Source organism: Pseudomonas sp. Z2-11, assembly GCF_054161305.1.
On record NZ_CP096395.1, the window covers coordinates 392,270 to 416,133 of the forward strand.

Annotated in this window: 21 protein-coding genes; 19 read left to right on the plus strand and 2 right to left on the minus strand. The window is 62.1% G+C overall.

Features of this window, described 5'->3' with window-relative positions; genetic code table 11:
• The first annotated feature begins 130 nt into the window (after nt 1-130).
• Both M1E16_RS01700 and M1E16_RS01705 read left to right on the plus strand, forming a co-directional pair.
• Nucleotides 131-1,141 (plus strand): class 1 fructose-bisphosphatase, encoded by a 1,011-nt coding sequence (locus tag M1E16_RS01700; protein WP_107323045.1) that lies wholly within the window; start codon nt 131-133, stop codon nt 1,139-1,141.
• 3 nt (nt 1,142-1,144) lie between these two features.
• The gene (locus M1E16_RS01705) at nt 1,145-1,741 is read left to right on the plus strand and encodes a DUF924 family protein (RefSeq protein ID WP_458129038.1); all 597 of its coding nucleotides are present in this window, start codon (nt 1,145-1,147) and stop codon (nt 1,739-1,741) included.
• 120 nt (nt 1,742-1,861) lie between these two features.
• Here M1E16_RS01705 and M1E16_RS01710 read toward each other — a convergent pair whose 3' ends face one another.
• Nucleotides 1,862-3,754, minus strand: a complete 1,893-nt coding sequence (locus M1E16_RS01710) for a methyl-accepting chemotaxis protein (protein ID WP_434626495.1) — start codon at nt 3,752-3,754, stop codon at nt 1,862-1,864.
• Nucleotides 3,755-4,036: 282 nt separating this feature from the next.
• Between M1E16_RS01710 and M1E16_RS01715 the strand changes: the two genes are divergently transcribed.
• Both M1E16_RS01715 and M1E16_RS01720 read left to right on the plus strand, forming a co-directional pair.
• A complete protein-coding gene (locus M1E16_RS01715; protein ID WP_092328762.1) occupies nt 4,037-4,291 on the plus strand; it encodes a hypothetical protein in 255 nt (84 codons plus the stop codon).
• 43 nt (nt 4,292-4,334) lie between these two features.
• Nucleotides 4,335-4,904: a lipocalin family protein gene (locus tag M1E16_RS01720; RefSeq protein ID WP_434570215.1), complete on the plus strand. Its 570-nt coding sequence runs from the start codon at nt 4,335-4,337 to the stop codon at nt 4,902-4,904.
• A 117-nt stretch (nt 4,905-5,021) separates the two neighbouring features.
• On the opposite strand, the gene M1E16_RS01725 is transcribed toward M1E16_RS01720, so the two are convergent.
• A complete protein-coding gene (locus M1E16_RS01725) occupies nt 5,022-6,386 on the minus strand; it encodes a formimidoylglutamate deiminase (protein ID WP_458129039.1) in 1,365 nt (454 codons plus the stop codon).
• Between the two features lie 142 nt (nt 6,387-6,528).
• Between M1E16_RS01725 and hutC the strand changes: the two genes are divergently transcribed.
• The 15 genes from hutC to dtd all read left to right on the plus strand — a co-directional run bounded on the left by hutC (nt 6,529) and on the right by dtd (nt 23,706).
• The gene (gene hutC / locus M1E16_RS01730; RefSeq protein ID WP_305501386.1) at nt 6,529-7,239 is read left to right on the plus strand and encodes a histidine utilization repressor; all 711 of its coding nucleotides are present in this window, start codon (nt 6,529-6,531) and stop codon (nt 7,237-7,239) included.
• Nucleotides 7,236-7,805: a HutD/Ves family protein gene (locus M1E16_RS01735; protein ID WP_458129040.1), complete on the plus strand. Its 570-nt coding sequence runs from the start codon at nt 7,236-7,238 to the stop codon at nt 7,803-7,805. The genes hutC and M1E16_RS01735 overlap by 4 nt, the downstream gene beginning before the upstream one ends.
• Nucleotides 7,806-8,265: 460 nt before the next feature.
• Nucleotides 8,266-9,954: a urocanate hydratase gene (gene hutU / locus M1E16_RS01740; protein ID WP_434696134.1), complete on the plus strand. Its 1,689-nt coding sequence runs from the start codon at nt 8,266-8,268 to the stop codon at nt 9,952-9,954.
• 147 nt (nt 9,955-10,101) lie between these two features.
• On the plus strand, nt 10,102-11,568 hold the full coding sequence (locus M1E16_RS01745) for a purine-cytosine permease family protein (protein ID WP_458129041.1): 1,467 nt from the start codon (nt 10,102-10,104) through the stop codon (nt 11,566-11,568).
• Between the two features lie 70 nt (nt 11,569-11,638).
• Nucleotides 11,639-12,607 (plus strand): ABC transporter substrate-binding protein, encoded by a 969-nt coding sequence (locus tag M1E16_RS01750; protein ID WP_458129042.1) that lies wholly within the window; start codon nt 11,639-11,641, stop codon nt 12,605-12,607.
• 71 nt (nt 12,608-12,678) lie between these two features.
• Nucleotides 12,679-13,530: an ABC transporter permease gene (locus M1E16_RS01755; protein WP_109752006.1), complete on the plus strand. Its 852-nt coding sequence runs from the start codon at nt 12,679-12,681 to the stop codon at nt 13,528-13,530.
• Nucleotides 13,527-14,357 (plus strand): quaternary amine ABC transporter ATP-binding protein, encoded by an 831-nt coding sequence (locus tag M1E16_RS01760; RefSeq protein WP_305497396.1) that lies wholly within the window; start codon nt 13,527-13,529, stop codon nt 14,355-14,357. Before M1E16_RS01755 ends, M1E16_RS01760 begins: the two co-directional genes overlap by 4 nt.
• Nucleotides 14,358-14,551: 194 nt before the next feature.
• Nucleotides 14,552-16,075: a histidine ammonia-lyase gene (hutH, locus tag M1E16_RS01765; protein WP_458130273.1), complete on the plus strand. Its 1,524-nt coding sequence runs from the start codon at nt 14,552-14,554 to the stop codon at nt 16,073-16,075.
• Nucleotides 16,076-16,205: 130 nt separating this feature from the next.
• On the plus strand, nt 16,206-17,738 hold the full coding sequence (gene hutH, locus M1E16_RS01770; RefSeq protein WP_458129043.1) for a histidine ammonia-lyase: 1,533 nt from the start codon (nt 16,206-16,208) through the stop codon (nt 17,736-17,738).
• A gap of 157 nt (nt 17,739-17,895) precedes the next feature.
• The gene (gene hutI / locus M1E16_RS01775; RefSeq protein WP_458129044.1) at nt 17,896-19,098 is read left to right on the plus strand and encodes an imidazolonepropionase; all 1,203 of its coding nucleotides are present in this window, start codon (nt 17,896-17,898) and stop codon (nt 19,096-19,098) included.
• A gap of 11 nt (nt 19,099-19,109) precedes the next feature.
• Nucleotides 19,110-19,913 carry an N-formylglutamate deformylase gene (gene hutG / locus M1E16_RS01780; RefSeq protein ID WP_458129045.1) on the plus strand — a complete coding sequence of 268 codons (804 nt, stop codon included), beginning with the start codon at nt 19,110-19,112 and terminating at the stop codon, nt 19,911-19,913.
• A 260-nt stretch (nt 19,914-20,173) separates the two neighbouring features.
• On the plus strand, nt 20,174-21,121 hold the full coding sequence (locus tag M1E16_RS01785) for a choline ABC transporter substrate-binding protein (RefSeq protein ID WP_458129046.1): 948 nt from the start codon (nt 20,174-20,176) through the stop codon (nt 21,119-21,121).
• Between the two features lie 163 nt (nt 21,122-21,284).
• Nucleotides 21,285-22,196, plus strand: coding sequence for an alpha/beta hydrolase (locus tag M1E16_RS01790; RefSeq protein ID WP_458129047.1), 912 nt, complete (start codon nt 21,285-21,287; stop codon nt 22,194-22,196).
• A gap of 104 nt (nt 22,197-22,300) precedes the next feature.
• Nucleotides 22,301-23,272: a prolyl aminopeptidase gene (gene pip, locus M1E16_RS01795; RefSeq protein ID WP_434626481.1), complete on the plus strand. Its 972-nt coding sequence runs from the start codon at nt 22,301-22,303 to the stop codon at nt 23,270-23,272.
• Nucleotides 23,269-23,706, plus strand: a complete 438-nt coding sequence (dtd, locus tag M1E16_RS01800) for a D-aminoacyl-tRNA deacylase (RefSeq protein ID WP_434626480.1) — start codon at nt 23,269-23,271, stop codon at nt 23,704-23,706. Before pip ends, dtd begins: the two co-directional genes overlap by 4 nt.
• Nucleotides 23,707-23,864: the final 158 nt, after the last annotated feature.

Sequence of the window (23,864 nt, forward strand, 5' to 3'; positions counted from 1 at the left end):
CCACCTCAAAATCACGAGCAACCGCCACCCCGTGAACTCAATCCTCCATATCCCGTCTCATAGGAGGAATTAACTCCCGACTCGCGCTAAACTGCGCGGGTTTTCCGCCCCCTATTCTTCGGAGCCGTCCATGTCCCGCGTTACCTTGAGTCGCTATTTGATTGAGCAGACCCGCAGCAACAATACCCCTGCCGATCTGCGCTTTTTGATCGAAGTGGTGGCGCGTGCGTGCAAGGAAATCAGCCACGCCGTTTCCAAGGGCGCGCTGGGTGGTGTCCTTGGCAGCATGGGCACCGAGAACGTGCAGGGCGAAGTGCAGAAGAAGCTCGACGTACTGTCCAACGAAATCCTGCTCGAAGCCAACGAGTGGGGCGGTCACCTGGCCGGCATGGCGTCCGAGGAAATGGACAATGCCTACCAGATCCCGGGCAAGTATCCCAAGGGCGCCTACCTGCTGGTGTTCGACCCGTTGGACGGCTCGTCGAACATCGACATCAACGCGCCGGTCGGCACCATCTTCTCGGTACTGCGTTGCCCGAACGAGTACCTGAGCCAGAACGAAGCGTTGAACGAAAAGGCCTTCCTGCAGCCAGGCACCGAACAGGTCGCCGCCGGCTATGCCATCTACGGGCCTCAGACCATGCTGGTACTGACCTTGGGCGACGGCGTGAAAGGCTTCACCCTGGATCGCGAGATGGGCAGTTTTGTCCTGACCCACGAAGACATCACCATTCCTGAGACCACTCAGGAGTTCGCCATCAACATGTCCAACCAGCGTCACTGGGAAGCCCCGGTACAACGCTACGTCAGCGAGCTGCTGGCCGGCGAAGAAGGCCCGCTGAAGAAGAACTACAACATGCGCTGGGTCGCCGCGATGGTTGCCGATGTGCACCGCATCCTGACCCGTGGTGGCCTGTTCATGTACCCACGCGACAGCCGCGAGCCCTCCAAGCCAGGCAAGCTGCGCCTGATGTACGAAGCCAACCCGATGTCGTTCCTGGTGGAGCAGGCCGGTGGCGCTTCCACCGATGGCCACCAACGCATTCTCGACATCCAGCCCGAAGGCCTGCACCAGCGCGTAGCGGTGTTCCTCGGCTCGAAGGAAGAAGTGGCGCGCGCCACGGCCTACCACAAGGAATAAATCATGGCCGAGCCCTGGCAGCCGTTGCTCGATTGGTGGTTCGGTTCAGCCGAATCACCCGATGACATCGCGGCTGACAAGGGCAAGCTGTGGTTCGGCAAAGGCCATGATCGCCAGGCGCAAGAGCGCTTCGGCGCTCAGGTCGAGCAGGCACTGGCCGGCGGATTGACCGAATGGGTGCAACGCCCGGAAGGTTGGCTGGCCCTGGTGCTGTTACTCGATCAACTGCCGCGGATGATATTTCGCGACACCCCCAGAAGCTTTTCCGGCGACCTGCGTGCCCAAGCGCTGGTAGCACAGGGGCTGGCGGCGGGTTTCGACCGGCAACTCAAGCCCATCCAGCGCGTATTCATTTATCTGGTACTCGAACACTGCGAAAACCTCGCGGTACAGAACGAAGCCGTGTCGCGGTTCATCGACCTGGTCCGGGAGCAACCGGAGGCGCAGCGGGCGGTGTTTGAAGACAACCTGGATTATGCCGAACGGCATCAGAAGATCATTGCCCGGTTTGGACGCTTCCCTCATCGCAATGCGGTGCTTGGGCGTGAGTCCACGGCTGAGGAGCTGGAATTCCTGAAGAGGCCTGGATCCAGATTCTAAATTGTGTTGTGGCCGCTATTGCCATCGCGAGCAGGCTCGCTCCCACAGTCGATCGCGTTTCTCTGATAGAACTCAGTCAACTGTGGGAGCGAGCCTGCTCGCGAAGGGGCCCGCAAGAAATCAGATCCGGAAACTACCCACCAATTGCTTCAACCGCGCCGCCTGCTGCTCCAGGTCGGAACAGGCCCGCAACGTGGCTTGCAGGTTTTCCACGCCTTCCTGGTTTAGCGTGTTGATCTCGTTGATGTCGACGTTGATCGATTCCACCACGGCGGTCTGTTCTTCGGTGGCGGTCGCCACGGACTGGTTCATGCCGTCGATTTCGCCGATGCGCTGGGTCACGCTGCCCAGGCGTTCGCCCGCCTGGTTGGCGATGCCAACGCTGCTTTCGCTCTGACGCTGGCTGTCGGTCATGGTCAGCACCGCTTCCCGCGCGCCGACCTGCAACTCTTCGATCATCTTCTGCACTTGCTGCGCCGAATCCTGGGTACGGTGGGCCAGGTTGCGCACTTCATCGGCAACCACCGCGAAACCGCGACCGGCTTCACCGGCACGGGCGGCTTCGATGGCGGCGTTCAGGGCGAGCAGGTTGGTCTGCTGGGAAATGCTGGTGATCACTTCCAGGATCTGGCCGATGTTCACCGTGTTGCTGTTCAGGGTTTCGATGTTGCCGCACGAATCGCTGATCTTGGCCGACAGCTGCTGCATCGCCGTAATGGTCTTATCCACTACTTGCTGGCCGTCTTCGGCCAGGTTACGGGCTTCACTGGAATGCTGCGAGGCGAGGGCGGCGTTCTGGGCGATCTCCTGGGCGGCGGCGCCGAGCTGGTTGATGGCCGCGGCCACGCTGCTGGTCCGCGAGGCCTGCTGGTCGGAGTTGTACATCGACGAGTTGGACGCGCTTACCACCCGCAGGGCGACTTCGTTGACCTGGCCGGTCGCCGAAGCCACTTCGCGGATCGAAGTATGGATACGCTCGACGAAGCGGTTGAACGAGGTACCCAGCGCACCGAATTCGTCCTGGCCATGAATGGTCAGGCGCCGAGTCAGGTCGCCTTCGCCTTCGGCGATATCGTGCATGGCGCGGCCCATGGTCAGCAGCGGTTGCATCAGCACCCGGATCAGCATGCCCAGAAGGGCGATGATGAACACCACGGCGATGATCATGGCGATCAGCGCCGAGGTGCGAAATTCGCTGAGCATCGCCAGGGCGGTGTCTTTATCGAGTACCAGCGCCACGTACCAGTTGGCTCCGGGCACGCCGTTGACCTGGGTAAAGGAGATGAATTGAGTCTTGCCGTCGAGTTCGACTTCCTTCAGGCCCGGGCCGATTTGCGGTGCGCCGTTGGGGTAGGCCTCGGCAAGCGTCTTGAGGACACGCTTGCTGTCAGGGTGGATCAGGATCTTGCCGTCGGCGCTGACGATGAACGCATGGCCATGGCCGCCGAAGTTCAGCGAGTTGATGATGGCGCTGACGCTCGACAGGTCGATGTCCGCGCCAGCCACGCCGATCATCTGGTTCTGACGCTGTACCGGCGTGGCAACGGTGATCACCAGCTTGCCCGACGAGGCCGCGATGTAGGGCTCGGTGACGATGGTCTGCTGGGCGCTATTGGCGGCCTTGTACCAGCCACGGGCACGCGGGTCGTAGTCGGCGGCACGATTACCGGCCGGTATCGAGAACATCACACCGTCGGTACCGCCGAAATAGCTGAGCTGGAAATTACCGGTGTAGGCCGGCAGGCCCACGGCGCGTTTCAGGCTTTCGGCACTGTTTCCGTCGATGGCGATTTGTTGGGCCAGCGATTGCAGCAATTGGATTCGGCCTTCGACCCATGTCTGGATATTGCGACTGGTCAGGTTGCCGAGTTCCTGCATGGACGTCTCGGTGCTGGTGTTGAGACTTTGTCGTTGACGATAGTCGTTGAACAGGATGAAACAGGCGAATGCGACGGCCACCACAAGGGCGGCAGCCAGCAGGATTTTGTGGCTGAATTTCATGTTTCTGGTCATTAAGAACGCTACCGCGTAGGGACGGGTCAGGAAGGGCTGCCAATTTGCCATAGTGCAAGATTTTGCGCTGTTACTTTTTATCGGCGCAAAAGCCCGTCCCATCAGGCGTCGAGGGGGCGCTCCCGACGAAAGGCACGACCGCGTCACAAACCGGTTGATTTCCGATGAAACACCGCTGCACAGCCAATAAATACCAGGGGCACGAGGGAACCAGACAGGGGTTTTCTCTTCTAAGGATCAGGTTGGCACCCTGCCACCTCCCTTCCGCTCCAGGAGTTACTCATGTCGCTGCGATCCATCGCCCTGCTGTTTGTGTGCGTCGTCTTGACCGCATGCAGCAAGGTCAACCAGGAAAACTATTCGAAGCTGTCGGCTGGCATGCCCAAGGCCGAAGTCGAAACGTTACTGGGGAAACCGACTGATTGTTCGGGCGCGCTCGGCATGTCCAGCTGCACCTGGGGCGACCAGAAAAGCTTTATCAGCGTGCAGTATGCCGGTGACAAAGTGTTGATGTTTTCCGGCCAAGGCCTGAAGTAACCTGAAGTAAACCGGGGCCAAGCGCCCACGGGAGAAAAAAATAATGATGCGGTTAGTTTTTGTGCTTCTGGCTGGCCTGGTATTGGCCGGCTGTGCCTCTTCTGGCGTAGACCCGTTGGCGCCCAAGACAGTCAACAGCGTCAATCTCAAGCGGTACCAAGGGACCTGGTACGAACTGGCCCGCCTGCCGATGTACTTCCAGCGCAACTGCGCGCAATCCGAAGCGCATTACACCCTCAAGCCTGACGGCAACATGGACGTATTCAACCGCTGCCTGACTTCCGACTGGAAATGGGAAGAGGCCAGGGGCACGGCTTACCCGCAAGTGCCGGGTAAAACCGACAAGCTCTGGGTCGAATTCGATACCTGGTTCTCGCGGATCCTGCCGGGCGTGGCAAAAGGGGAATATTGGGTGTTGTACGTCAGCGACGACTACAAGACCGCCATCGTCGGCGACCCGAGCCGGCGCTACATGTGGTTGCTGTCCCGGACGCCGACGGTGAAGGTGGATGTACGTGAAGAACTGCTGAGCAAGGCCCGCCAGCAGGGCTATGACACGACGCGGTTGGTCTGGCGCGCATCGGACCGGCAGATGGCGAAGACTTCGGACTGACTCCGTAACATCTGTGGGAGCGAGCCTGCTCGCGAAGAGGGCTTCATATTCAACACATAAGTTGATTGATGGTCCGCCTTCGCGAGCAGGCTCGCTCCCACATTGTTGTTATGAGGATCAGCCCAGCAGCTCGCGCAACACCTGGGTGAACGCCCGTGCGCTTTCCTCTTCGCCGGCATGGCGCCCATCGCGCACCACCCACTTGCCACCCACCATCACATCCCGCACCTGGCGATCGCCACCGGCGAACAGCCAACGATTGAGAATACCGTCGCCGTTGGCCGTGGCCAGGTACGGATCGTTGCCATCAAGCACCAGCCAATCGGCGCGCTTACCTACTGTGAAAGCACCGATGGGTTGTCCCAGGGCCTGGGCGCCACCGTCCAGCGCGGCGTCATACAGCGTGCGCCCGACCATCGGTTGGTCCGTTCGATATAACCGGTTGCGCCGCTGGTCTCGCAATCGCTGGCCGTATTCCAGCCAACGCAACTCTTCCACCACACTCAACGACACATGGCTGTCGGAACCGATGCCCATCCGCCCACCTTGGGCGAGGAAGTCCACGGCCGGGAAAATCCCGTCGCCCAGATTGGCTTCAGTGGTCAGGCACAACCCGGCAATCGCCCGGCTCCTGGCCATGAGGCTGACTTCCTGGGGGTTGGCGTGCGTTGCGTGAACCAGGCACCAGCGCTGGTCGACTTCGGTATTTTCGTACAGCCATTGCAGCGGCCGCGCGCCACTCCAGCTCAGGCAATCGTCGACTTCCTTTTGCTGTTCGGCGATGTGGATGTGCACCGGGCAATGCGGATCGCTGGCGGCCAGTACGTCCTTGATCTGTCCGGGCGTCACGGCGCGCAAGGAGTGGAAACACAAGCCCAGCGCCTGATTGGCTTGCCCGGCCAGGACGGGTTGCAAGCGCTCCTGAAGCTTCAGGTAGTTTTCGGTGCTGTTGATGAACCGGCGCTGCCCCTCGTTGGGCGCCTGGCCGCCGAAGCCGGAATGGCTGTAGAGCACCGGCAGCAACGTCAGGCCGATGCCGGCGGCGCTGGCGGCGTGGCTGATGCGCAGCGCCAGTTCAGCGGGGTCAACGTAGGGCGCGCCGTCGACGTCATGGTGCACGTAGTGGAATTCGGCGACCGAGGTGTAGCCGGCCTTGAGCATTTCGATGTACAGCTGGCGGGCGATAATGCCGAGTTGCCCGGGGCTGATTTTCCCGACAAGGCGGTACATCAGGTCACGCCATGTCCAGAAGCTGTCGTTGGGGTTGCCGGCCACCTCAGCCAGTCCGGCCATGGCCCGCTGGAAAGCATGGGAATGCAGGTTCGGCATGCCTGGCAAGAGCGGGCCGTCCAGTCGTTCGGCGCCGTCTGCGTGGGCGTCGGCCTGGATGTGGGTCAGGATGCCGTTGGCGTCGACCTCAAGACGTACATCATTGGCCCATCCACTAGGCAGCAGCGCGCGTTCGGCAAAGAAGGCGGACATGATTGACCCTCATCTGTGAAATTTGTATATACATATACAGACGTTTGCCTGGCCGGTAAACTCCGGCAAGCTAGCCACCTAATTTGCAGAACAGGGAACCGCCGTGCCGACTCCGCCTGCCAAACCGCCGCTGGCCGCAACCATGGGTGACAGTCCGGCGCCCTTGTACGCCCGCGTCAAACAGATGATCACCCAGCAGATCGACAGTGGAAACTGGCCGCCGCACTATCGCGTGCCGTCGGAAAGCGAACTGGTCAGTCAGTTGGGCTTCAGCCGCATGACCATCAACCGTGCCCTGCGGGAAATGACCGCCGATGGCCTGTTGGTGCGCATGCAGGGTGTCGGCACGTTCGTCGCCGAGCCCAAGAGCCAGTCCGCGCTGTTCGAAGTGCACAACATCGCCGATGAAATCGCCTCCCGGGGTCATCGCCATACCTGCAAGGTCATTACCCTGGAAGAGGAGGCCGCCGGCTCCGAACGTGCCCTGGCCCTGGATATGCGCGAAGGCCAGAAGGTCTTTCACTCGCTGATCGTGCATTTCGAGAACGACATTCCCGTGCAGATCGAGGACCGTTTCGTCAATGCGCTCGTGGCGCCCGACTACCTCAAGCAGGACTTCACCCAGCAAACGCCTTACGCTTACCTGAACCAGGTCGCGCCGCTGACCGAGGGGGAGCATGTGGTCGAGGCGATCCTGGCCGAGCCGAGCGAATGCAAGCTGTTGCAGATCGAGCGGGGCGAGCCGTGCCTGCTGATTCGCCGTCGCACCTGGTCCGGGCGCCAGCCGGTGACCGCCGCGCGCCTGATCCATCCGGGCTCCCGCCATAGCCTGGAAGGACGCTTTCACAAATGAGCCAGCTGAAGGTTTTACGCGCCGCCAACTACCCACGCATGCCGTGGAAAAACGGCGGTGGCAGCACCGAAGAAATCACCCGCGATGCAGGCACCGGCCTGGAAGGTTTCGGTTGGCGCCTGTCGATCGCCGATATCGCTGAGTCGGGCGGTTTTTCCACCTTCGCCGGTTATGAACGGGTCATCAGTGTCTTGCAGGGTGACGGCATGACGCTGAATGTCGATGGCCAGGCCACGCGGGCATTGCATCCGCTGGACCCGTTTGCGTTCAGCGGCGAAAGCCATGTGCACTGCACCTTGCTGGGCGGGCCGATCCGCGATTTCAACCTGATCTATGCGCCGCAGCGTTACCGCGCGCGGTTGCAGTGGATGGGTGGGCAGCAGCATTTTCTCAGCGAGGCGGGGACGGTGTTGGTGTTCAGCGCGGCGCCGACGCTGAGGGTCAATATTGACGAGGCGGTCCAGACGCTGGGGCTTTATGACTGCCTGCAACTGAGCGGCAACACCGGGCTGCTGGAGATCACCACCCACGGCCAATGCTGCGTGATCGAGCTGACGGCCCACTAAGTCGCCTGGCGATAGCGCTTTTGTGGCGAGGGAGCTTGCTCCCGCTCGACTGCGCAGCAGTCGCAAAATAGGGGCCGCTACACCGAAGCGTCGGACCGGCCCAGCGGGAGCAAGCTCCCTCGCCACAAAAAGCCTTTCATTGTTCCTTCTGCACGCACCAACTTGTTACCGAACGCCCCAGCGTGGCGCAATACCACGCTTTTATGCCCCTCCGACTGACCCCTGAAAAATCCTTTACAAAAATTTCATGCAACTCGGCAGCCCTTCAACCACAGGGCTTTCAGCCAACTCCCCAGCTGTTTATGAACATCGCCTCGGACAAGTTGGCCGCTTGATTGCATATGCTTGTACATACAAGTAAAGACGTATGCGTATGAGTCGCCTGCATTCAACGCAACGTTCGCTGAATCACTGCCCACCGCCCGGGCTGGTCTGGATTGATCGCTGAGGAGTTTTTGCTGTGACCGACGCTACCCGCAAACCTGAAAAATACCGTGACGTTGAAATCCGCGCGCCTCGCGGTAACACGCTGACCGCCAAGAGCTGGCTGACTGAAGCGCCGCTGCGGATGTTGATGAACAACCTCGACCCGGAAGTGGCGGAGAACCCGAAGGAGTTGGTGGTCTACGGTGGCATCGGTCGCGCGGCGCGCAACTGGGAATGCTACGACAAGATTGTCGAAAGCCTGACCAACCTGAATGACGACGAAACCCTGCTGGTGCAATCCGGCAAGCCGGTGGGCGTATTCAAGACCCACAGCAACGCTCCTCGCGTACTGATCGCCAACTCCAACCTGGTGCCGCACTGGGCCAGTTGGGAGCATTTCAACGAACTCGACGCGAAGGGCCTGGCCATGTACGGCCAGATGACCGCCGGCAGCTGGATCTACATCGGCAGCCAGGGCATCGTCCAAGGCACTTATGAAACCTTCGTCGAGGCTGGTCGCCAGCATTACGATTCCAACCTCAAGGGCCGTTGGGTCCTGACCGCCGGCCTGGGTGGCATGGGCGGCGCGCAACCCTTGGCCGCGACCTTGGCCGGTGCGTGCTCGCTGAACATCGAATGCCAGCAGGTCAGCATCGATTTCCGTTTGAAAACCCGCTACGTCGACGAACAAGCCAGAGACCTCGACGACGCCTTGGCGCGCATCGAGAAATACACTGCCGAAGGCAAGGCGATTTCCATCGCGTTGTGTGGGAACGCGGCTGAAATCCTGCCGGAAATGGTCCGTCGTGGTGTGCGCCCGGACATGGTCACCGACCAGACCAGCGCCCACGATCCGCTCAACGGTTACCTGCCGGCCGGCTGGACCTGGGACGAATACCGCGCCCGCGCCAAGACCGAACCTGCTGCCGTGGTGAAGGCCGCCAAGCAATCGATGGCCGTTCACGTCGAAGCCATGCTGGCCTTCCAGAAAATGGGCGTACCGACCTTCGACTACGGCAATAACATCCGCCAGATGGCCCAGGAAGAGGGCGTCGAGAATGCCTTCGACTTCCCGGGCTTCGTTCCGGCGTATATCCGCCCGCTGTTCTGCCGCGGCATCGGCCCGTTCCGCTGGGCCGCGCTGTCGGGTGACCCGCAGGACATCTACAAGACCGACGCCAAGGTCAAGGAACTGATCGCCGACGACGCTCACCTGCACAACTGGCTGGACATGGCCCGCGAGCGCATCAGCTTCCAGGGTTTGCCTGCACGTATCTGCTGGGTTGGCCTGGGCCAGCGCGCCAAGTTGGGCCTGGCCTTCAACGAGATGGTGCGCAGCGGTGAGTTGTCGGCGCCGATCGTGATCGGCCGCGACCACCTGGACTCCGGCTCCGTCGCCAGCCCGAACCGTGAAACCGAATCCATGCAGGACGGCTCCGACGCCGTTTCCGACTGGCCGCTGCTCAATGCCTTGCTCAATACCGCCAGTGGCGCGACCTGGGTGTCGCTGCACCACGGTGGTGGCGTCGGCATGGGTTTCTCCCAGCACTCGGGCATGGTGATCGTCTGCGACGGCACCGACGAAGCGGCCGAGCGTATCGCCCGCGTACTGCATAACGACCCGGGCACTGGCGTCATGCGTCATGCCGATGCGGGTTACCAGATTGCCATTGATTGTGCGAAGGAGCAGGGGCTGAACCTGCCGATGATTACCGGCAAATAATCCCGGATCCCTTGTGGGAGCGAGCCTGCTCGCGAAGGCGGCTTGTCATCCGAGGCATGTGTTGAATGACACACCGCTTTCGCGAGCAGGCTCGCTCCCACACATAAAAGCATCGCCCGAACCCGAACAATCCACAGAGGTTGAACCATGGCTGTCACCAGCACACGCGATAGCAGCAAGCCGTTGATCGAGAAACGTTCGATCGACTACATCCCGGAAGCGGAGCGACACGGTCGGTTGTTGAGCCAGTTCACCCTCTGGATGGGGGCCAACCTGCAGATCACGGCAATTGTCACCGGCGCGTTGGCGGTGGTGCTTGGCGGTGATGTGTTCTGGTCGTTGATCGGTCTGCTGATCGGCCAGGTGCTCGGCGGTGGCGTCATGGCCTTGCATGCCGCGCAAGGGCCCAAGCTGGGCCTGCCGCAGATGATCTCCAGCCGGGTGCAGTTCGGTGTGTATGGCGCGGCTATCCCGATCGTGCTGGTGTGCCTGATGTACCTGGGTTTCACCGCGACGGGAACCGTGCTTTCCGGCCAGGCGCTGGGCCAGTTGTTTGGTGTCAGCGACAGTCTCGGCATTCTCATTTTCGCCAGCGTCATCGTGCTGGTCACGGTGCTCGGTTACCGGGTGATCCACTTCATTGGCCGGGTCGCCAGCGTCATTGGTGTGATTGCCTTTGTCTACCTGTTCGCTCGCCTGATCAGCCAGACGGACGTTGGCGCGCTCCTGCAGATCCGTCATTTCAGCTGGAGCAGTTTCCTCCTGGCGGTATCGCTCGCGGCATCCTGGCAGATCGCGTTCGGCCCCTATGTGGCTGACTATTCGCGTTACCTGCCGAGCAAAACGTCCTCGGTGAGAACCTTTTTCGCCGCCGGCGCAGGTTCCGTCATCGGCGCGCAAGTGGCGATGATCCTCGGCGTGTTTGCCGCCGCTTCGGCCAATGGGCAGTTCGCCGGTCACGAAGTCGCCTACATCGTAGGCCTGGGGGGTACCGGCGCCACCGCTGCGCTGCTGTACTTCAGCATCGCCTTTGGCAAGGTCACCATCTCCACGCTGAACTCCTACGGAAGCTTCATGTGCATCGCGACGATCATCAGCGGTTTCCGTGGGCACCTGAGCGTAACGCGCTTGCAGCGTCTGGTCTTCGTGCTGGTCATCGTCGGCGCCGCGACCCTGATCGCGCTGCTCGGCCAGCATTCGTTCCTCGGCGCGTTCAAGTCTTTCATCCTGTTCTTGCTCGCATTCTTCACGCCGTGGAGCGCGATCAACCTGGTGGACTACTACTGCATCACGCGCGAGCGCTATGACGTGCCGGCACTGAACGACCCGAACGGTCGCTACGGTCGTTGGAACGCCCTCGGCATCAGCGTCTACGTCTTCGGTGTATTGGTTCAGTTGCCGTTCATCGCCACCAAGTTCTATACCGGCCCGTTGGTGAAAGCCATGGGTGGTGTGGATATCTCGTGGATCATCGGTCTGGTGGTCCCGGCGGCGTTGTATTACCTCATCGCCAGAAAGTGGCACAGCGCAGTACCCGATCAATTGATCCTGCCGGTCGAGCAGGACGCGGTTGACGCACAACCGAGCAGGGCGGGCCGCATCCAAGCGGTCTGATGGGACGTTGACAGGGCTGGATGCCTCTTGACTGCCGTAAGCCAATCCAACTGATTAGGAGCGTCACACAATGAAATCGAACAAGACCCTGCTGACCACATTGCTTGCCATGGGCCTGCTGGCCAGCGCCGGCGCCACGCAAGCGGCCGGCTGGTGCGAGTCGGGCAAACCGGTGAAGTTCGCCGGCCTGAACTGGGAAAGCGGCATGCTGCTGACCGACGTGATGCAAGTGGTGCTGGAAAAAGGCTACGGCTGCAAGACCGACAGTCTGCCAGGCAACTCCATCACCATGGAGAACGCCCTGAGCAGCAACGACATCCAGGTGTTCGCCGAAGAGTGGGTCGGCCGCAGTGAGGTGTGGAACAAGGCCGAGAAGGCCGGCAAGGTGGTGGGCGTCGGTGCCCCGGTGGTCGGCGCGATCGAAGGCTGGTACGTGCCGCGCTACGTGATCGAAGGTGATGCCAAGCGCAAGCTCGAAGCCAAGGCCCCGGGCCTGAAGAATATCGCCGACCTGGGCCAGTACGCCGCCGTGTTCAAGGATCAGGAGGAACCGTCCAAGGGCCGCTTCTACAACTGCCCGGCCGGTTGGACCTGCGAGCTGGACAACAGCGAAATGCTGAAAAGCTACGGCCTGGAAAAAACCTACACCAACTTCCGCCCAGGCACCGGCCCGGCGCTGGATGCGGCAGTGCTGTCGAGCTACAAGCGTGGCGAGCCGATCCTGTTCTACTACTGGTCGCCAACACCGCTGATGGGCCAGGTCGACCTGGTGAAGCTCGAAGAAAAACCGGGCGTGGATAAAAGCGTGAGCATCAAGGTCGGCCTGTCCAAGACCTTCCACGACGAGGCCCCGGAACTGGTGGCAGTGCTGGAAAAGGTCAACCTGCCGATCGACATCCTGAACCAGAACCTCGGGCGCATGGCCAAAGAGCGGATCGAGTCGCCGAAACTGGCGAAGATCTTCCTGAAGGAACATCCTGAAGTCTGGCATGCCTGGGTCAGCGAAGACGCTGCCAGGAAAATCGACGCGGCTCTGTAGGTCGAATATTTCCCGGCCAACCGTGGGGCTGGCCGGGACGTTCACTGCATCCATCTGATCGAGAGTCTCTTATGTTTCCCGAAAGCTTTACCTTCTCCATCGCCGACTGGGTCAACGGTTGGGTCGACTCCCTGGTGACCAACTATGGCGATGTGTTCCGGCATATCTCCGACACGTTGCTGTGGGCTATCGTCAACCTTGAAGGTCTGCTGCGCATGGCCCCCTGGTGGCTGATGCTGGCGATCGTCGGCGGTGTCGCCTGGCATGCCACCCGCAAGGTCGTGGCGACAGCGGTAATCGTCGGCCTGCTGTTCCTGGTGGGCGCGGTGGGCCTGTGGGACAAACTGATGCAGACCCTCGCGCTGATGCTGGTCGCGACGCTGATTTCGGTGCTGATCGGGATTCCGCTGGGCATTCTCTCGGCGCGCAGCAATCGCCTGCGTTCGGTGCTGATGCCCCTGCTGGACATCATGCAGACCATGCCAAGCTTCGTGTACCTGATTCCGGTGTTGATGCTGTTCGGCCTGGGCAAGGTCCCGGCGATCTTCGCCACGGTGATCTACGCCGCGCCGCCATTGATCCGCCTGACCGACCTGGGCATCCGCCAGGTTGACGGCGAAGTCATGGAAGCCATCAACGCCTTTGGCGCCAACCGCTGGCAGCAGCTGTTCGGCGTGCAACTGCCCCTGGCCCTGCCGAGCATCATGGCCGGGATCAACCAGACCACCATGATGGCCCTGTCGATGGTGGTCATCGCCTCGATGATCGGCGCCCGTGGCCTGGGTGAAGATGTACTGGTCGGCATCCAGACCCTCAACGTCGGGCGCGGCCTCGAAGCCGGGCTCGCCATCGTGATTCTCGCCGTGGTCATCGACCGCATTACCCAGGCCTACGGTCGTCCTCGGCATGAGGTGAGCAAATGAGCAACGCAGCCGTCAGCAAGATCGAAGTCAGGAACGTCTTCAAGATTTTCGGCAACCGGTCCAAGGAGGCCCTGGAGCTGATCCGTCAAAACAGGACCAAGGACCAGGTGCTGGCCGAAACCGGCTGCGTGGTCGGCGTGAACGACCTGTCGCTGAGCATCGGCACCGGTGAGATTTTTGTGATCATGGGCCTGTCCGGTTCCGGCAAGTCCACTTTGGTTCGCCACTTCAACCGGTTGATCGACCCTACCAGCGGCGCGATCCTGGTGGACGGCGAAGACATCCTGCAACTGGACATGGATGCCTTGCGTGAGTTTCGTCGACGCAAGATCAGCATGGTGTTCCAGAGCTTCGGCCTGCTGCCCCACAAGAGCGTGCTGGATAACGTCGCCTACGGCTTGAAAGTGCGCGGCGAAAGCAAGCAGGTCTGCGCCGAACGGGCGTTGCACTGGATCAGCACCGTGGGCCTGAAGGGCTACGAGAACAAATACCCGCACCAGCTCTCCGGCGGCATGCGCCAGCGCGTCGGCCTGGCCCGGGCGTTGGCGGCGGATACTGACATCATCCTGATGGACGAGGCGTTCAGCGCCCTCGATCCGCTGATCCGCGCGGAAATGCAGGACCAGTTGCTGGAACTGCAAAAGACGCTGCACAAGACCATCGTTTTCATCACCCACGACCTCGACGAGGCCGTACGCATCGGCAACCGCATCGCGATTCTCAAGGACGGAAAGCTGATCCAGGTCGGCACGCCGAGGGAGATCCTGCACTCGCCGGCGGATGAGTATGTTGACCGGTTTGTGCAGCGCAGGGCTGCGGTGGTGTGAGGTTGTGGTGGCTGGCGAACAGCTATTTTTGGCTGACAGGCTGTTGTGGCGAGGGAGCTTGCTCCCGCTCGAGTGCGTAGCGCTCGCAAGATTTTGGGGCCGCTGCGCAGCCCAGCGGGAGCAAGCTCCCTCGCCACAAAGGCAGTGCCTTTAGCCAGGTGTGTTGCTGAAAAGAATTTCCCATGAGGTTGAAGATGTCCCAGGCTGAAAAAATCGTAATCGCCGACGCCCCGCTGCGCTGGCAGGACGTGGTCGCCGTCGCCCGCTTCGGCGCTGTGCTGGAGCTATCGGCCCAGGCCTGGGCGCGCATCGACAATGCCCAGGCCATCGTCCAGCGCATCGTCGAAAGCGGTGAACGGGCCTATGGCGTCAACACCGGGCTGGGCGCCTTGTGCAATGTCTCGCTCAAGGACGAACAGCTCAGCCAATTGTCGCGCAACACCTTGCTCAGCCATGCCTGTGGCGTCGGCCCGGCGCTGTCCGATGAGCAGACCCGGGCGATCCTCTGCGCGGCCATTCTCAACTACAGCCAAGGCAAATCCGGCATCCATCGCCGGGTGGTCGAGGCGTTGCTGGCGCTGCTCAATCGCGGCATCACGCCGCAAGTGCCGTCCCAGGGTTCGGTGGGTTACCTGACCCACATGGCCCACATCAGCATCGCGCTGCTGGGCGTCGGCGAGGTCAGCTATCGCGGGCAGGTCGTCCCGGCGCAGCAGGCGCTGGCCGCAGAAGGTCTGCAACCGGTGCAGCTGGGGGCCAAGGACGGTTTGTGCCTGGTCAACGGCACGCCGTGCATGACCGGCCTCAGTTGCCTGGCCCTGGCCGATGCGACGCGCCTGGTGCAGTGGGCCGACGTGATCGGCGCCATGAGCTTCGAGGCCCAGCGCGGCCAGATCGCCGCGTTCGATGCCGAGATCATTGCGCTCAAGCCGCACCCCGGCATGCAGCAGGTGGGGAGTAACTTGCGGGCGCTGCTCGATGGCAGCGAAGTCATCGCTTCGAGCCTGGGCATCCGTACCCAGGACGCCTTGAGCATCCGCTCGATTCCGCAAGTGCATGGCGCTGCTCGTGATCAGTTGGAGCATGCCCGGCAGCAGATCGAAACCGAACTCAATGCCGCTACCGATAACCCTCTGCTGCTGGGGACGCCGGGCAATTTCCGGGTCGTGTCCCAGGCCAACCCTCATGGCCAGTCGGTGGCGCTGGCGGCTGACCTGTTGGCGATCGCCATGGCGGAAATCGGCTCCATCGCCGAGCGTCGCCTCGACCGTTTGATCAACCCGCACGTCAGTGGGCTGCCGGCCTTCCTGGTGGCCAATCCCGGGGTGAATTCGGGGATGATGATCGTGCAATACGTCGCCGCGTCGCTGTGCGCGGAGAACAAGCAACTGGCGCAACCGGCGGTGCTCGACAATTTCGTCACCTCCGGGTTGCAGGAAGACCATTTGAGCATGGGCACCAACGCGGCCCTGAAGCTGCACCGGGCGCTGGAAAACTGTACGCAGATCCTCGCCATCGAATACCTGCTGGCGGCCCAGGCCTTCGAGTTTCTCAAGGCGCAGCGTTTTGGCGCTGGCACCGACACCGCCTGGAAGCTGCTGCGCGAGCGCGTCCCGGCCTACGACCAGGATCGCTGGCTGGCGCCGGACATCGCCAGCGCCGCCGGGCTGCTCAGAGATCCGAACGTGCTGCACCACGTTCTACCGAATTTGAATTGATCAAAAAAAACGCCAGCGTGCCAAGGCACCTATAGCCCACAAGGCATCGCCCAAAAGGCGAAGGTGACGGATAACGGAACATTCCGGAGCGACTGGCGGGTAAAAACAAAACTCTCAAAAGGAGCAATACATGACTGCCTTGAACCTGATTCCCGGCCAATTGAGCCTGGCTCAATTGCGTGACATCTATCAGCAACCGGTGACGCTCAGCCTCGACGCCAGCGCATCGGCGCAGATCGAAGCCAGCGTTGCCTGCGTGGAGCAGATCCTCGCCGAGAATCGCACCGCCTACGGCATCAACACCGGTTTCGGCCTATTGGCCTCGACCCGCATCGCCAGCGAAGACCTGGAAAACCTGCAGCGCTCTTTGGTGCTGTCCCATGCCGCCGGCGTCGGCGAGCCGATCAGCGATGCGCTGGTGCGGTTGATCATGGTGCTCAAGGTCAACAGCCTGAGCCGGGGTTTCTCCGGCATTCGTCGGCAGGTGATCGATGCGCTGATCGCACTGATCAACGCCGAGGTCTACCCGCACATTCCGCTGAAAGGTTCGGTAGGCGCATCCGGTGACCTGGCGCCTCTGGCCCACATGTCCCTGGTGCTGCTGGGCGAGGGCAAGGCCCGTTACAAAGGCGAATGGCTGCCGGCTGTCGACGCCCTGAAAGTCGCCGGCCTCGCGCCGCTGACCCTGGCCGCCAAGGAAGGTCTGGCGTTGCTCAATGGCACCCAGGTGTCCACCGCGTTTGCCTTGCGCGGCCTGTTCGAAGGCGAAGACCTGTTTGCCGCTGCCCTGGCCCTGGGCAGCCTCACGGTGGAAGCGGTGCTTGGCTCGCGCTCGCCATTCGATGCGCGCATCCATGCCGCTCGCGGCCAGAAAGGCCAGATCGATGCCGCCGCGGCCTATCGCGACCTGTTGGGCGAGCGCAGCGAAGTGTCGGATTCGCACCAGAACTGCGACAAGGTCCAGGACCCGTACTCCCTGCGTTGCCAGCCGCAAGTGATGGGCGCCAGCCTGACCCAGTTCCGCCAGGCCGGCGAGGTGCTGGTGATCGAAGCCAACGCTGTGTCGGATAACCCGCTGGTGTTCGCCGCCGAGGGCGACGTGATCTCCGGCGGTAACTTCCACGCCGAACCGGTGGCGATGGCCGCCGATAACATGGCCCTGGCGATCGCCGAGATCGGCTCCCTGAGCGAGCGGCGCATTTCGTTGATGATGGACAAGCACATGTCGCAGCTGCCGCCGTTCCTGGTGGCCAATGGCGGGGTCAACTCCGGTTTCATGATCGCCCAGGTTACCGCTGCGGCCCTGGCCAGTGAAAACAAGGCGCTGTCCCATCCTCATTCGGTGGACAGCCTGCCGACCTCGGCCAACCAGGAAGACCACGTCTCAATGGCCCCGGCCGCTGGCAAGCGCTTGTGGGAAATGGCCGAGAACACCCGCGGGATTCTCGCGGTGGAATGGCTGGCGGCATGCCAGGGGCTGGATTTGCGCGGTGGTTTGAAAACCTCGGCCAAACTGGAACAGGCCCGGGCGTTGCTGCGTGCAGAAGTACCGTTTTACGAGAAGGACCGCTTCTTTGCGCCGGACATCAACGCGGCCAGTGAGCTGTTGGCGAGTCGGTGTCTGAACGAGCTGGTCACGGCGCAGTTGTTGCCGAGCCTTTGATGGCCCCTTCGCGAGCAGGCTCGCTCCCACATGGATGGCGCACCCTCAGATTCTGCGCAGCTTCTTCCACATGGATGGCGCTGTCTCAGATTCTGCGCAACTTCTGTGGGAGCGAGCCTGCTCGCGAATCGATTTTGAATGCGAAGAGGAAACCGGGATGAAAACCCTCTGGCAAAACTGCCACGCCGCCACCATGGCCCAGGGCGTCTACTCGATTATCGAAGACGCCGCCATTGTCACCCAAGGCGAGCACATCCAATGGATCGGCCCCCGTGCCGAATTGCCGGTGGGCGACTACCCGGCCATCAACGACCTGAAGGGCGCCTGGGTCACCCCGGGGCTGATCGATTGCCACACCCACGCGGTGTTCGGCGGCAACCGCAGCGGTGAATTCGAACAGCGCCTGCAAGGCGTCAGCTACGCCGACATCGCCGCGGCCGGCGGTGGCATCGCCAGCACCGTGCGCGCCACCCGCGCCGCCAGCGAGGACGAGCTGTTCGCCAGCGCCGCCAAACGCCTGAAAAGCCTGATGCGCGACGGCGTGACCACGGTGGAAATCAAATCCGGTTACGGCCTCGACCTGCCCAGCGAACGCAAGATGCTGCGGGTCATCCGCCGCCTCGGCGCCGAGCTGCCTGTCAGCGTGCGTAGCACCTGCCTGGCGGCCCACGCCTTGCCACCGGAATACCAGGACCGCGCCGATGACTACATCGAGCACATCTGCACTGAAATGCTCCCGGCGTTGGCCGCCGAAGGGCTGGTGGATGCGGTGGATGCATTCTGCGAATACCTGGCGTTTTCCCCGGAGCAGGTCGAACGGGTGTTCTTGACCGCACAGCGATTGGGCCTGCCGGTTAAGCTGCACGCCGAGCAACTATCGTCGTTGCATGGTTCCAGCCTGGCGGCGCGGTATCAGGCGCTGTCGGCCGATCACCTGGAATTCATGACCGAGGACGACGCCAAGGCCATGGCCGAGTCTGGCACCGTAGCGGTGCTGCTGCCGGGGGCATTTTATTTCCTGCGTGAAACCCAGTTGCCGCCCATGGATGCCCTGCGCAAGCACGGCGTGAAAATCGCCGTCGCCAGTGACCTCAACCCCGGCACCTCGCCCGCGCTGTCGTTGCGCCTGATGTTGAACATGGCCTGCACCTGCCTGCGCCTGACCCCGGAAGAAGCACTGGCGGGAGCAACGATTCATGCCGCCCAGGCCCTGGGCATGGCCCAGACCCACGGCTCGCTGGAAGCCGGCAAGGTGGCGGACTTTGTCGCCTGGCACATCGATCGCCCGGCCGATCTGTCGTACTGGCTCGGCGGCGATCTGGAAAAACGCGTCGTGCGCCACGGCGTGGAAATCGATTGAGGAGAACGGTTGTGGAGAAGGTCCTGAATTTCAAGCAAGGGCGCGTGCCGCTGTTGATCAGCATGCCTCACGCCGGCCTGCGCCTGACGCCGGCGGTAGAGGCCGGGTTGATCCCCGAGGCCCAGAGCCTGCCGGACACCGATTGGCATATTCCCCGGCTGTATGATTTCGCCGATGAGCTGGGCGCCAGCACCCTGGCGGCCGAATATTCGCGGTTCGTCGTCGACCTGAACCGTCCTTCTGATGACAAACCGATGTACGTCGGTGCCACCACCGGCCTTTACCCGGCGACGCTGTTCGATGGCGTGCCGTTGTTTCGCGAAGGCCTGGCGCCGTCGGCTGATGAGCGTGCCACGTACTTGCAGCAGATCTGGATGCCCTACCATCAGGCCCTGCAACAGGAACTGGCGCGACTCAAGGCCGAGTTCGGCTATGCCTTGCTGTTCGATGCCCACTCGATCCGTTCGGTGATCCCGCACCTGTTCGACGGCAAGCTGCCGGACTTCAATCTCGGCACGTTCAACGGCGCCAGTTGCGACCCGGCGCTGGCCAGCCAGCTCGAAACCATCTGCGCCCGCCACGGCCAGTTCACCCATGTGCTCAACGGACGCTTCAAGGGCGGACACATCACCCGGCACTACGGCAACCCGGCCGAGGACATTCACGCGGTGCAACTGGAACTGTGCCAGAGCACCTACATGGAAGAGTTCGAGCCATTCAACTATCGCCCGGATCTGGCGGCGCCGACCCAGGTGGTGCTCAGGGAGTTGCTGGAAGGTTTCCTGGCGTGGGGACAAAAAGCCTACAAACGCTAATTCGAGGTGAGGCGGCTATTGTGGCGAGGGAGCTTGCTCCCGCTTGAGTGCGCAGCGCTCACAAGATCCTTGGGGCGGCTTCGCCACCCAGCGGGAGCAAGCTCCCTCGCCACAGAAGCGTTCATCGTCTTACCTGTCGCCACCGTGCAAAACCGCGTCGCCACAGTTCATCTTCAGCCCCTCGACGCTGCGTAATGTTCCGGTCACGGTGCACCAAGACACCGGCCTACAATAATCCGCTGCCGCACGAGACCTTTCCGATGAAAAGACCGTTCAAACGCTGTCTGTCGATCCTCTGCGGTACCGTCCTGTTGAGCTCCGGCGCGATGGCTGCCGAGGCAACATCCTGCCAGACCGTGCGCATGGGCGTGGTCAACTGGACCGACGTGATCGCCACCAGTGGCATGGCTGACGTGCTGCTCACTGGCCTGGGCTACGAAAGCAAGCAGACCAGCGCCGTCCAGCAGATCATCTTCGCCGGCATCCGCGACAAGCGGCTCGACATTTTCCTGGGCTACTGGAAACCGGCGATGGACAAGAACATCGCCCCGTTCCTGGCGGCCAATCAAGTGAAAGTACTGGGCAAACCAAGCCTGGCCGACGCCCAGGCGACCCTGGCCGTTCCCGACTACGTGGCGGCGGCGGGGCTCAAGACCTTCGCCGACATCGCCCGGTTCAAGGACCCGTTGGGGGCGAAAATCTACGGCATCGAGCCGGGCAGCGGCGCCAATACCACCATCAAGACCATGATCGAGACCAACCACTTCGGTCTCAAGGATTTCAAGCTGATCGAGTCCGGCGAGGCCGGGATGCTGGCGGCGGTGCAGCGGGCAGTCAATCGCAAGGAATTCGTGGTCTTCGTCGGCTGGACCCCACACCCGATGAACATCAACATGGACATCACTTACCTGACCGGCAGCGAAGATGTCTATGGCCCGAACGAAGGCGCCGCGACGGTCTCCATCGTCACCGCGCCGGACTACGCACAGCGGTGTCCGAACGTGCAGCGGCTGCTGGAGAACCTCACGTTTACCGCCGCCCAGGAGAGCCAGTTGATGGTGCCGATCATGGAACGCAAGACGCCCCAGGACGTCGCGCGGCAATGGTTGCGCGAGCACCCGGAGGACCTGCAGCGCTGGCTCGCCGGCGTGACCAGCTTCGATGGCAAGGATGGCATCGCGGCGGTGCAGGCCAGTCTCAAGAACTGACCCAATCTTGCGGGTACTGATAACCCCCGTGGCGAGGGAGCTTGCTCCCGCTCGGTTGCGCAGCAGCCGCCAGGAAGCGAGGACTGCTGCGCAGCCCAGCGGGAGCAAGCTCCCTCGCCACAAAAGCTTTCGGGCTAAACCATAGCGTCCACGGCGAACCACAATGGCCTACCCACTCTCCCAGGCAATGTCCGCCTTCATCGACAAGACCCTGAGCTTCACCAGCCCGGATGACAGCCTCGCCGGCTCGCGCCAGGCTTACAGCCGGATGTGCCGGGCATTCACCCCGCCGCGCCCATCAACGCTTGCGGTCGAGGATCTGCACCTGGCTGGCGTCGCTGTCCGGGCCTATCACCTGCGTACTTCGCCGCCGCTCGCCGGGTGGCCGTGCATTCTTTATCTGCACGGTGGCGGTTGGGTGGTAGGGGACCTGGATTCCCATGATTTCATTTGCATGGAACTGGCCGCGGCCCTCGGCGTGCTGGTGGTGGCGGTGGATTACCGGCTTGCCCCCGAGCATCCGTTTCCCGCCGGGTTCGAAGATTGCCTTACTGTGTGGCGCCACCTGGGGGACCTGCCGTTTGCCATCAACCCTCGGCGCCGGGCCGTGGTGGGCGACAGCGCCGGCGGCAACCTCGCCGCTGCGGTGTGCCTGGCCTTGCGCGATGCAGGGCAGCCTCTGCCCCGGTCCCAGGCGCTGATCTACCCGGCGCTTGGTGGTCCCGAGCATTTACCGTCGCGCACCGAATGTTTCGACGCGCCGCTCTTGAGCCGCAGTGACCTGCAACGCTATGACGCGTGGTACCTGCGTGGCACCCAACCCTCAGCCTACGCCGCGCCATTGCTCGCCGATGATTTCAGCGGCCTGCCCGCGACGCTGGTTGCCGTGGCGCAATGGGATCCGCTGCGCGACGACGGCGTCCTCTATAACGAGCGCCTGAGCGCCGCAGGGGTAGCCTCTGAGTTGTACAACGGCGAGGGTCTGGTCCACGGTTGCCTGCGCGCGCGGGGCCAGGTGCCGGAGGTCGATCAGCTATATCGCAAGCTACTGGCCTACCTGGCCGACACGCTTTGACTGCCGCAGGGCATGCTCATTAAGGTAATTCGGGTTTATGATGCCGGACGGCAGACTAAATAGAAGTCCCCACACGGATGACTCGACCCCTTACGGAGCGCGCAATGCAGACTTTGTACCCGCAGATCAAACCCCATGCCCGGCACGATCTGGCTGTCGATGACACCCACACGCTCTATGTCGATGAAAGCGGCTCGCCGGAAGGCCTGCCTGTCGTGTTCATCCACGGTGGCCCGGGGGCGGGTTGCGATGCGCAAAGCCGTCGCTACTTCGATCCGAATCTGTACCGCATCGTTACGTTCGATCAGCGCGGCTGCGGCCGTTCCACGCCTCACGCGAGCCTGGAAAACAACACCACCTGGGACCTCGTCGAAGACCTGGAGCGCATCCGCAAGCACCTGGGCATCGAAAAGTGGGTGCTGTTCGGCGGCTCCTGGGGCTCGACCCTGGCCCTGGCCTACGCCCAGACTCATCCGGAACGGGTACATGGCCTGATCTTGCGCGGGATCTTTCTCTGCCGTCCGCAGGAAATCGAATGGTTCTACCAGGCCGGTGCCAGTCGCCTGTTTCCCGACTACTGGCAGGACTACATCGCACCGATCCCCCTGGATGAACGCGACGACCTGCTCAGCGCTTTCCACAAACGCTTGATCGGCAACGACCAGATCGCCCAGATGCACGCGGCCAAGGCCTGGTCCACCTGGGAGGGGCGCACCGCGACCCTGCGCCCGAACCCGTTGGTGGTCGATCGTTTCTCCGAGCCGCAGCGAGCGTTGTCGATCGCCCGGATCGAATGCCACTACTTCACCAACAACGCCTTTCTCGAACCCAATCAGTTGATTCGCGACATGGGCAAGATCGCCCATTTGCCGGGGGTCATCGTGCATGGTCGCTACGACGTGATCTGCCCGTTGGACAATGCCTGGGAGCTGCACCAGAACTGGCCCAACAGCGAGCTGCAGGTGATCCGTGACGCCGGCCATGCCGCTTCGGAACCAGGGATTACCGACGCGTTGGTGCGCGCCGCCGCGCAAATGGCCCGCCGCCTGCTCGACCTGCCACCCGAAGAAGCATGAAGGGGTTGCTGCAGCGGGTTCGCGGTGCCCGGGTCGAAGTCGCGGGCGAGATCGTCGGGGCCGTGGACCATGGCTTGCTGGTGCTGGTAGCTGTCGAGCCTGGGGATACCCGGGCCAGTGCCGACAAACTCCTGCACAAGCTGCTTAACTATCGGGTGTTCAGCGACGCCGACGGCAAGATGAACCTGTCCCTGGCGGACGTCGCGGGTGGTTTGCTGCTGGTCTCGCAGTTCACCCTGGCGGCGGACACCAAAAGCGGTCTGCGCCCGAGCTTTTCAACCGCCGCGCCGCCCGTCCTTGGCGAAGAGTTGTACAACTATCTGCTGACCCAGGCGAAACAGGTGCATGGCACCGTGGCATCAGGTAGATTCGGCGCCGACATGCAAGTGCATCTGGTCAATGATGGCCCGGTAACCTTTCTGTTACAGGTCTGAAAGCGTTTGAAACATCTTTTCGGTCCGGTTTCGAGTCAAAACAGGGAGTTTTCTCGATAAATACTTTGCTAGCCCTGATGCGTTGTCACGCGGCCTACTAGATAATCGCGCGCTACGGGGGATCGGCGTTCGCCGGTCCATTTGACTTAGGTAGAGAC

What these genes read in the sequence shown, in the direction of transcription:
- M1E16_RS01700 (WP_107323045.1), top strand. Translation starts at nt 131, where the DNA reads ATGTCCCGCGTTACCTTGAGTCGCTATTTGATTGAGCAGACCCGCAGC.
- M1E16_RS01705 (WP_458129038.1), top strand. Translation starts at nt 1,145, where the DNA reads ATGGCCGAGCCCTGGCAGCCGTTGCTCGATTGGTGGTTCGGTTCAGCC.
- M1E16_RS01710 (WP_434626495.1), bottom strand. Translation starts at nt 3,754, where the DNA reads ATGACCAGAAACATGAAATTCAGCCACAAAATCCTGCTGGCTGCCGCC.
- M1E16_RS01715 (WP_092328762.1), top strand. Translation starts at nt 4,037, where the DNA reads ATGTCGCTGCGATCCATCGCCCTGCTGTTTGTGTGCGTCGTCTTGACC.
- M1E16_RS01720 (WP_434570215.1), top strand. Translation starts at nt 4,335, where the DNA reads ATGATGCGGTTAGTTTTTGTGCTTCTGGCTGGCCTGGTATTGGCCGGC.
- M1E16_RS01725 (WP_458129039.1), bottom strand. Translation starts at nt 6,386, where the DNA reads ATGTCCGCCTTCTTTGCCGAACGCGCGCTGCTGCCTAGTGGATGGGCC.
- hutC (WP_305501386.1), top strand. Translation starts at nt 6,529, where the DNA reads ATGGGTGACAGTCCGGCGCCCTTGTACGCCCGCGTCAAACAGATGATC.
- M1E16_RS01735 (WP_458129040.1), top strand. Translation starts at nt 7,236, where the DNA reads ATGAGCCAGCTGAAGGTTTTACGCGCCGCCAACTACCCACGCATGCCG.
- M1E16_RS01745 (WP_458129041.1), top strand. Translation starts at nt 10,102, where the DNA reads ATGGCTGTCACCAGCACACGCGATAGCAGCAAGCCGTTGATCGAGAAA.
- M1E16_RS01750 (WP_458129042.1), top strand. Translation starts at nt 11,639, where the DNA reads ATGAAATCGAACAAGACCCTGCTGACCACATTGCTTGCCATGGGCCTG.
- M1E16_RS01755 (WP_109752006.1), top strand. Translation starts at nt 12,679, where the DNA reads ATGTTTCCCGAAAGCTTTACCTTCTCCATCGCCGACTGGGTCAACGGT.
- M1E16_RS01760 (WP_305497396.1), top strand. Translation starts at nt 13,527, where the DNA reads ATGAGCAACGCAGCCGTCAGCAAGATCGAAGTCAGGAACGTCTTCAAG.
- hutH (WP_458130273.1), top strand. Translation starts at nt 14,552, where the DNA reads ATGTCCCAGGCTGAAAAAATCGTAATCGCCGACGCCCCGCTGCGCTGG.
- hutH (WP_458129043.1), top strand. Translation starts at nt 16,206, where the DNA reads ATGACTGCCTTGAACCTGATTCCCGGCCAATTGAGCCTGGCTCAATTG.
- hutI (WP_458129044.1), top strand. Translation starts at nt 17,896, where the DNA reads ATGAAAACCCTCTGGCAAAACTGCCACGCCGCCACCATGGCCCAGGGC.
- M1E16_RS01785 (WP_458129046.1), top strand. Translation starts at nt 20,174, where the DNA reads ATGAAAAGACCGTTCAAACGCTGTCTGTCGATCCTCTGCGGTACCGTC.
- M1E16_RS01790 (WP_458129047.1), top strand. Translation starts at nt 21,285, where the DNA reads ATGGCCTACCCACTCTCCCAGGCAATGTCCGCCTTCATCGACAAGACC.
- pip (WP_434626481.1), top strand. Translation starts at nt 22,301, where the DNA reads ATGCAGACTTTGTACCCGCAGATCAAACCCCATGCCCGGCACGATCTG.
- dtd (WP_434626480.1), top strand. Translation starts at nt 23,269, where the DNA reads ATGAAGGGGTTGCTGCAGCGGGTTCGCGGTGCCCGGGTCGAAGTCGCG.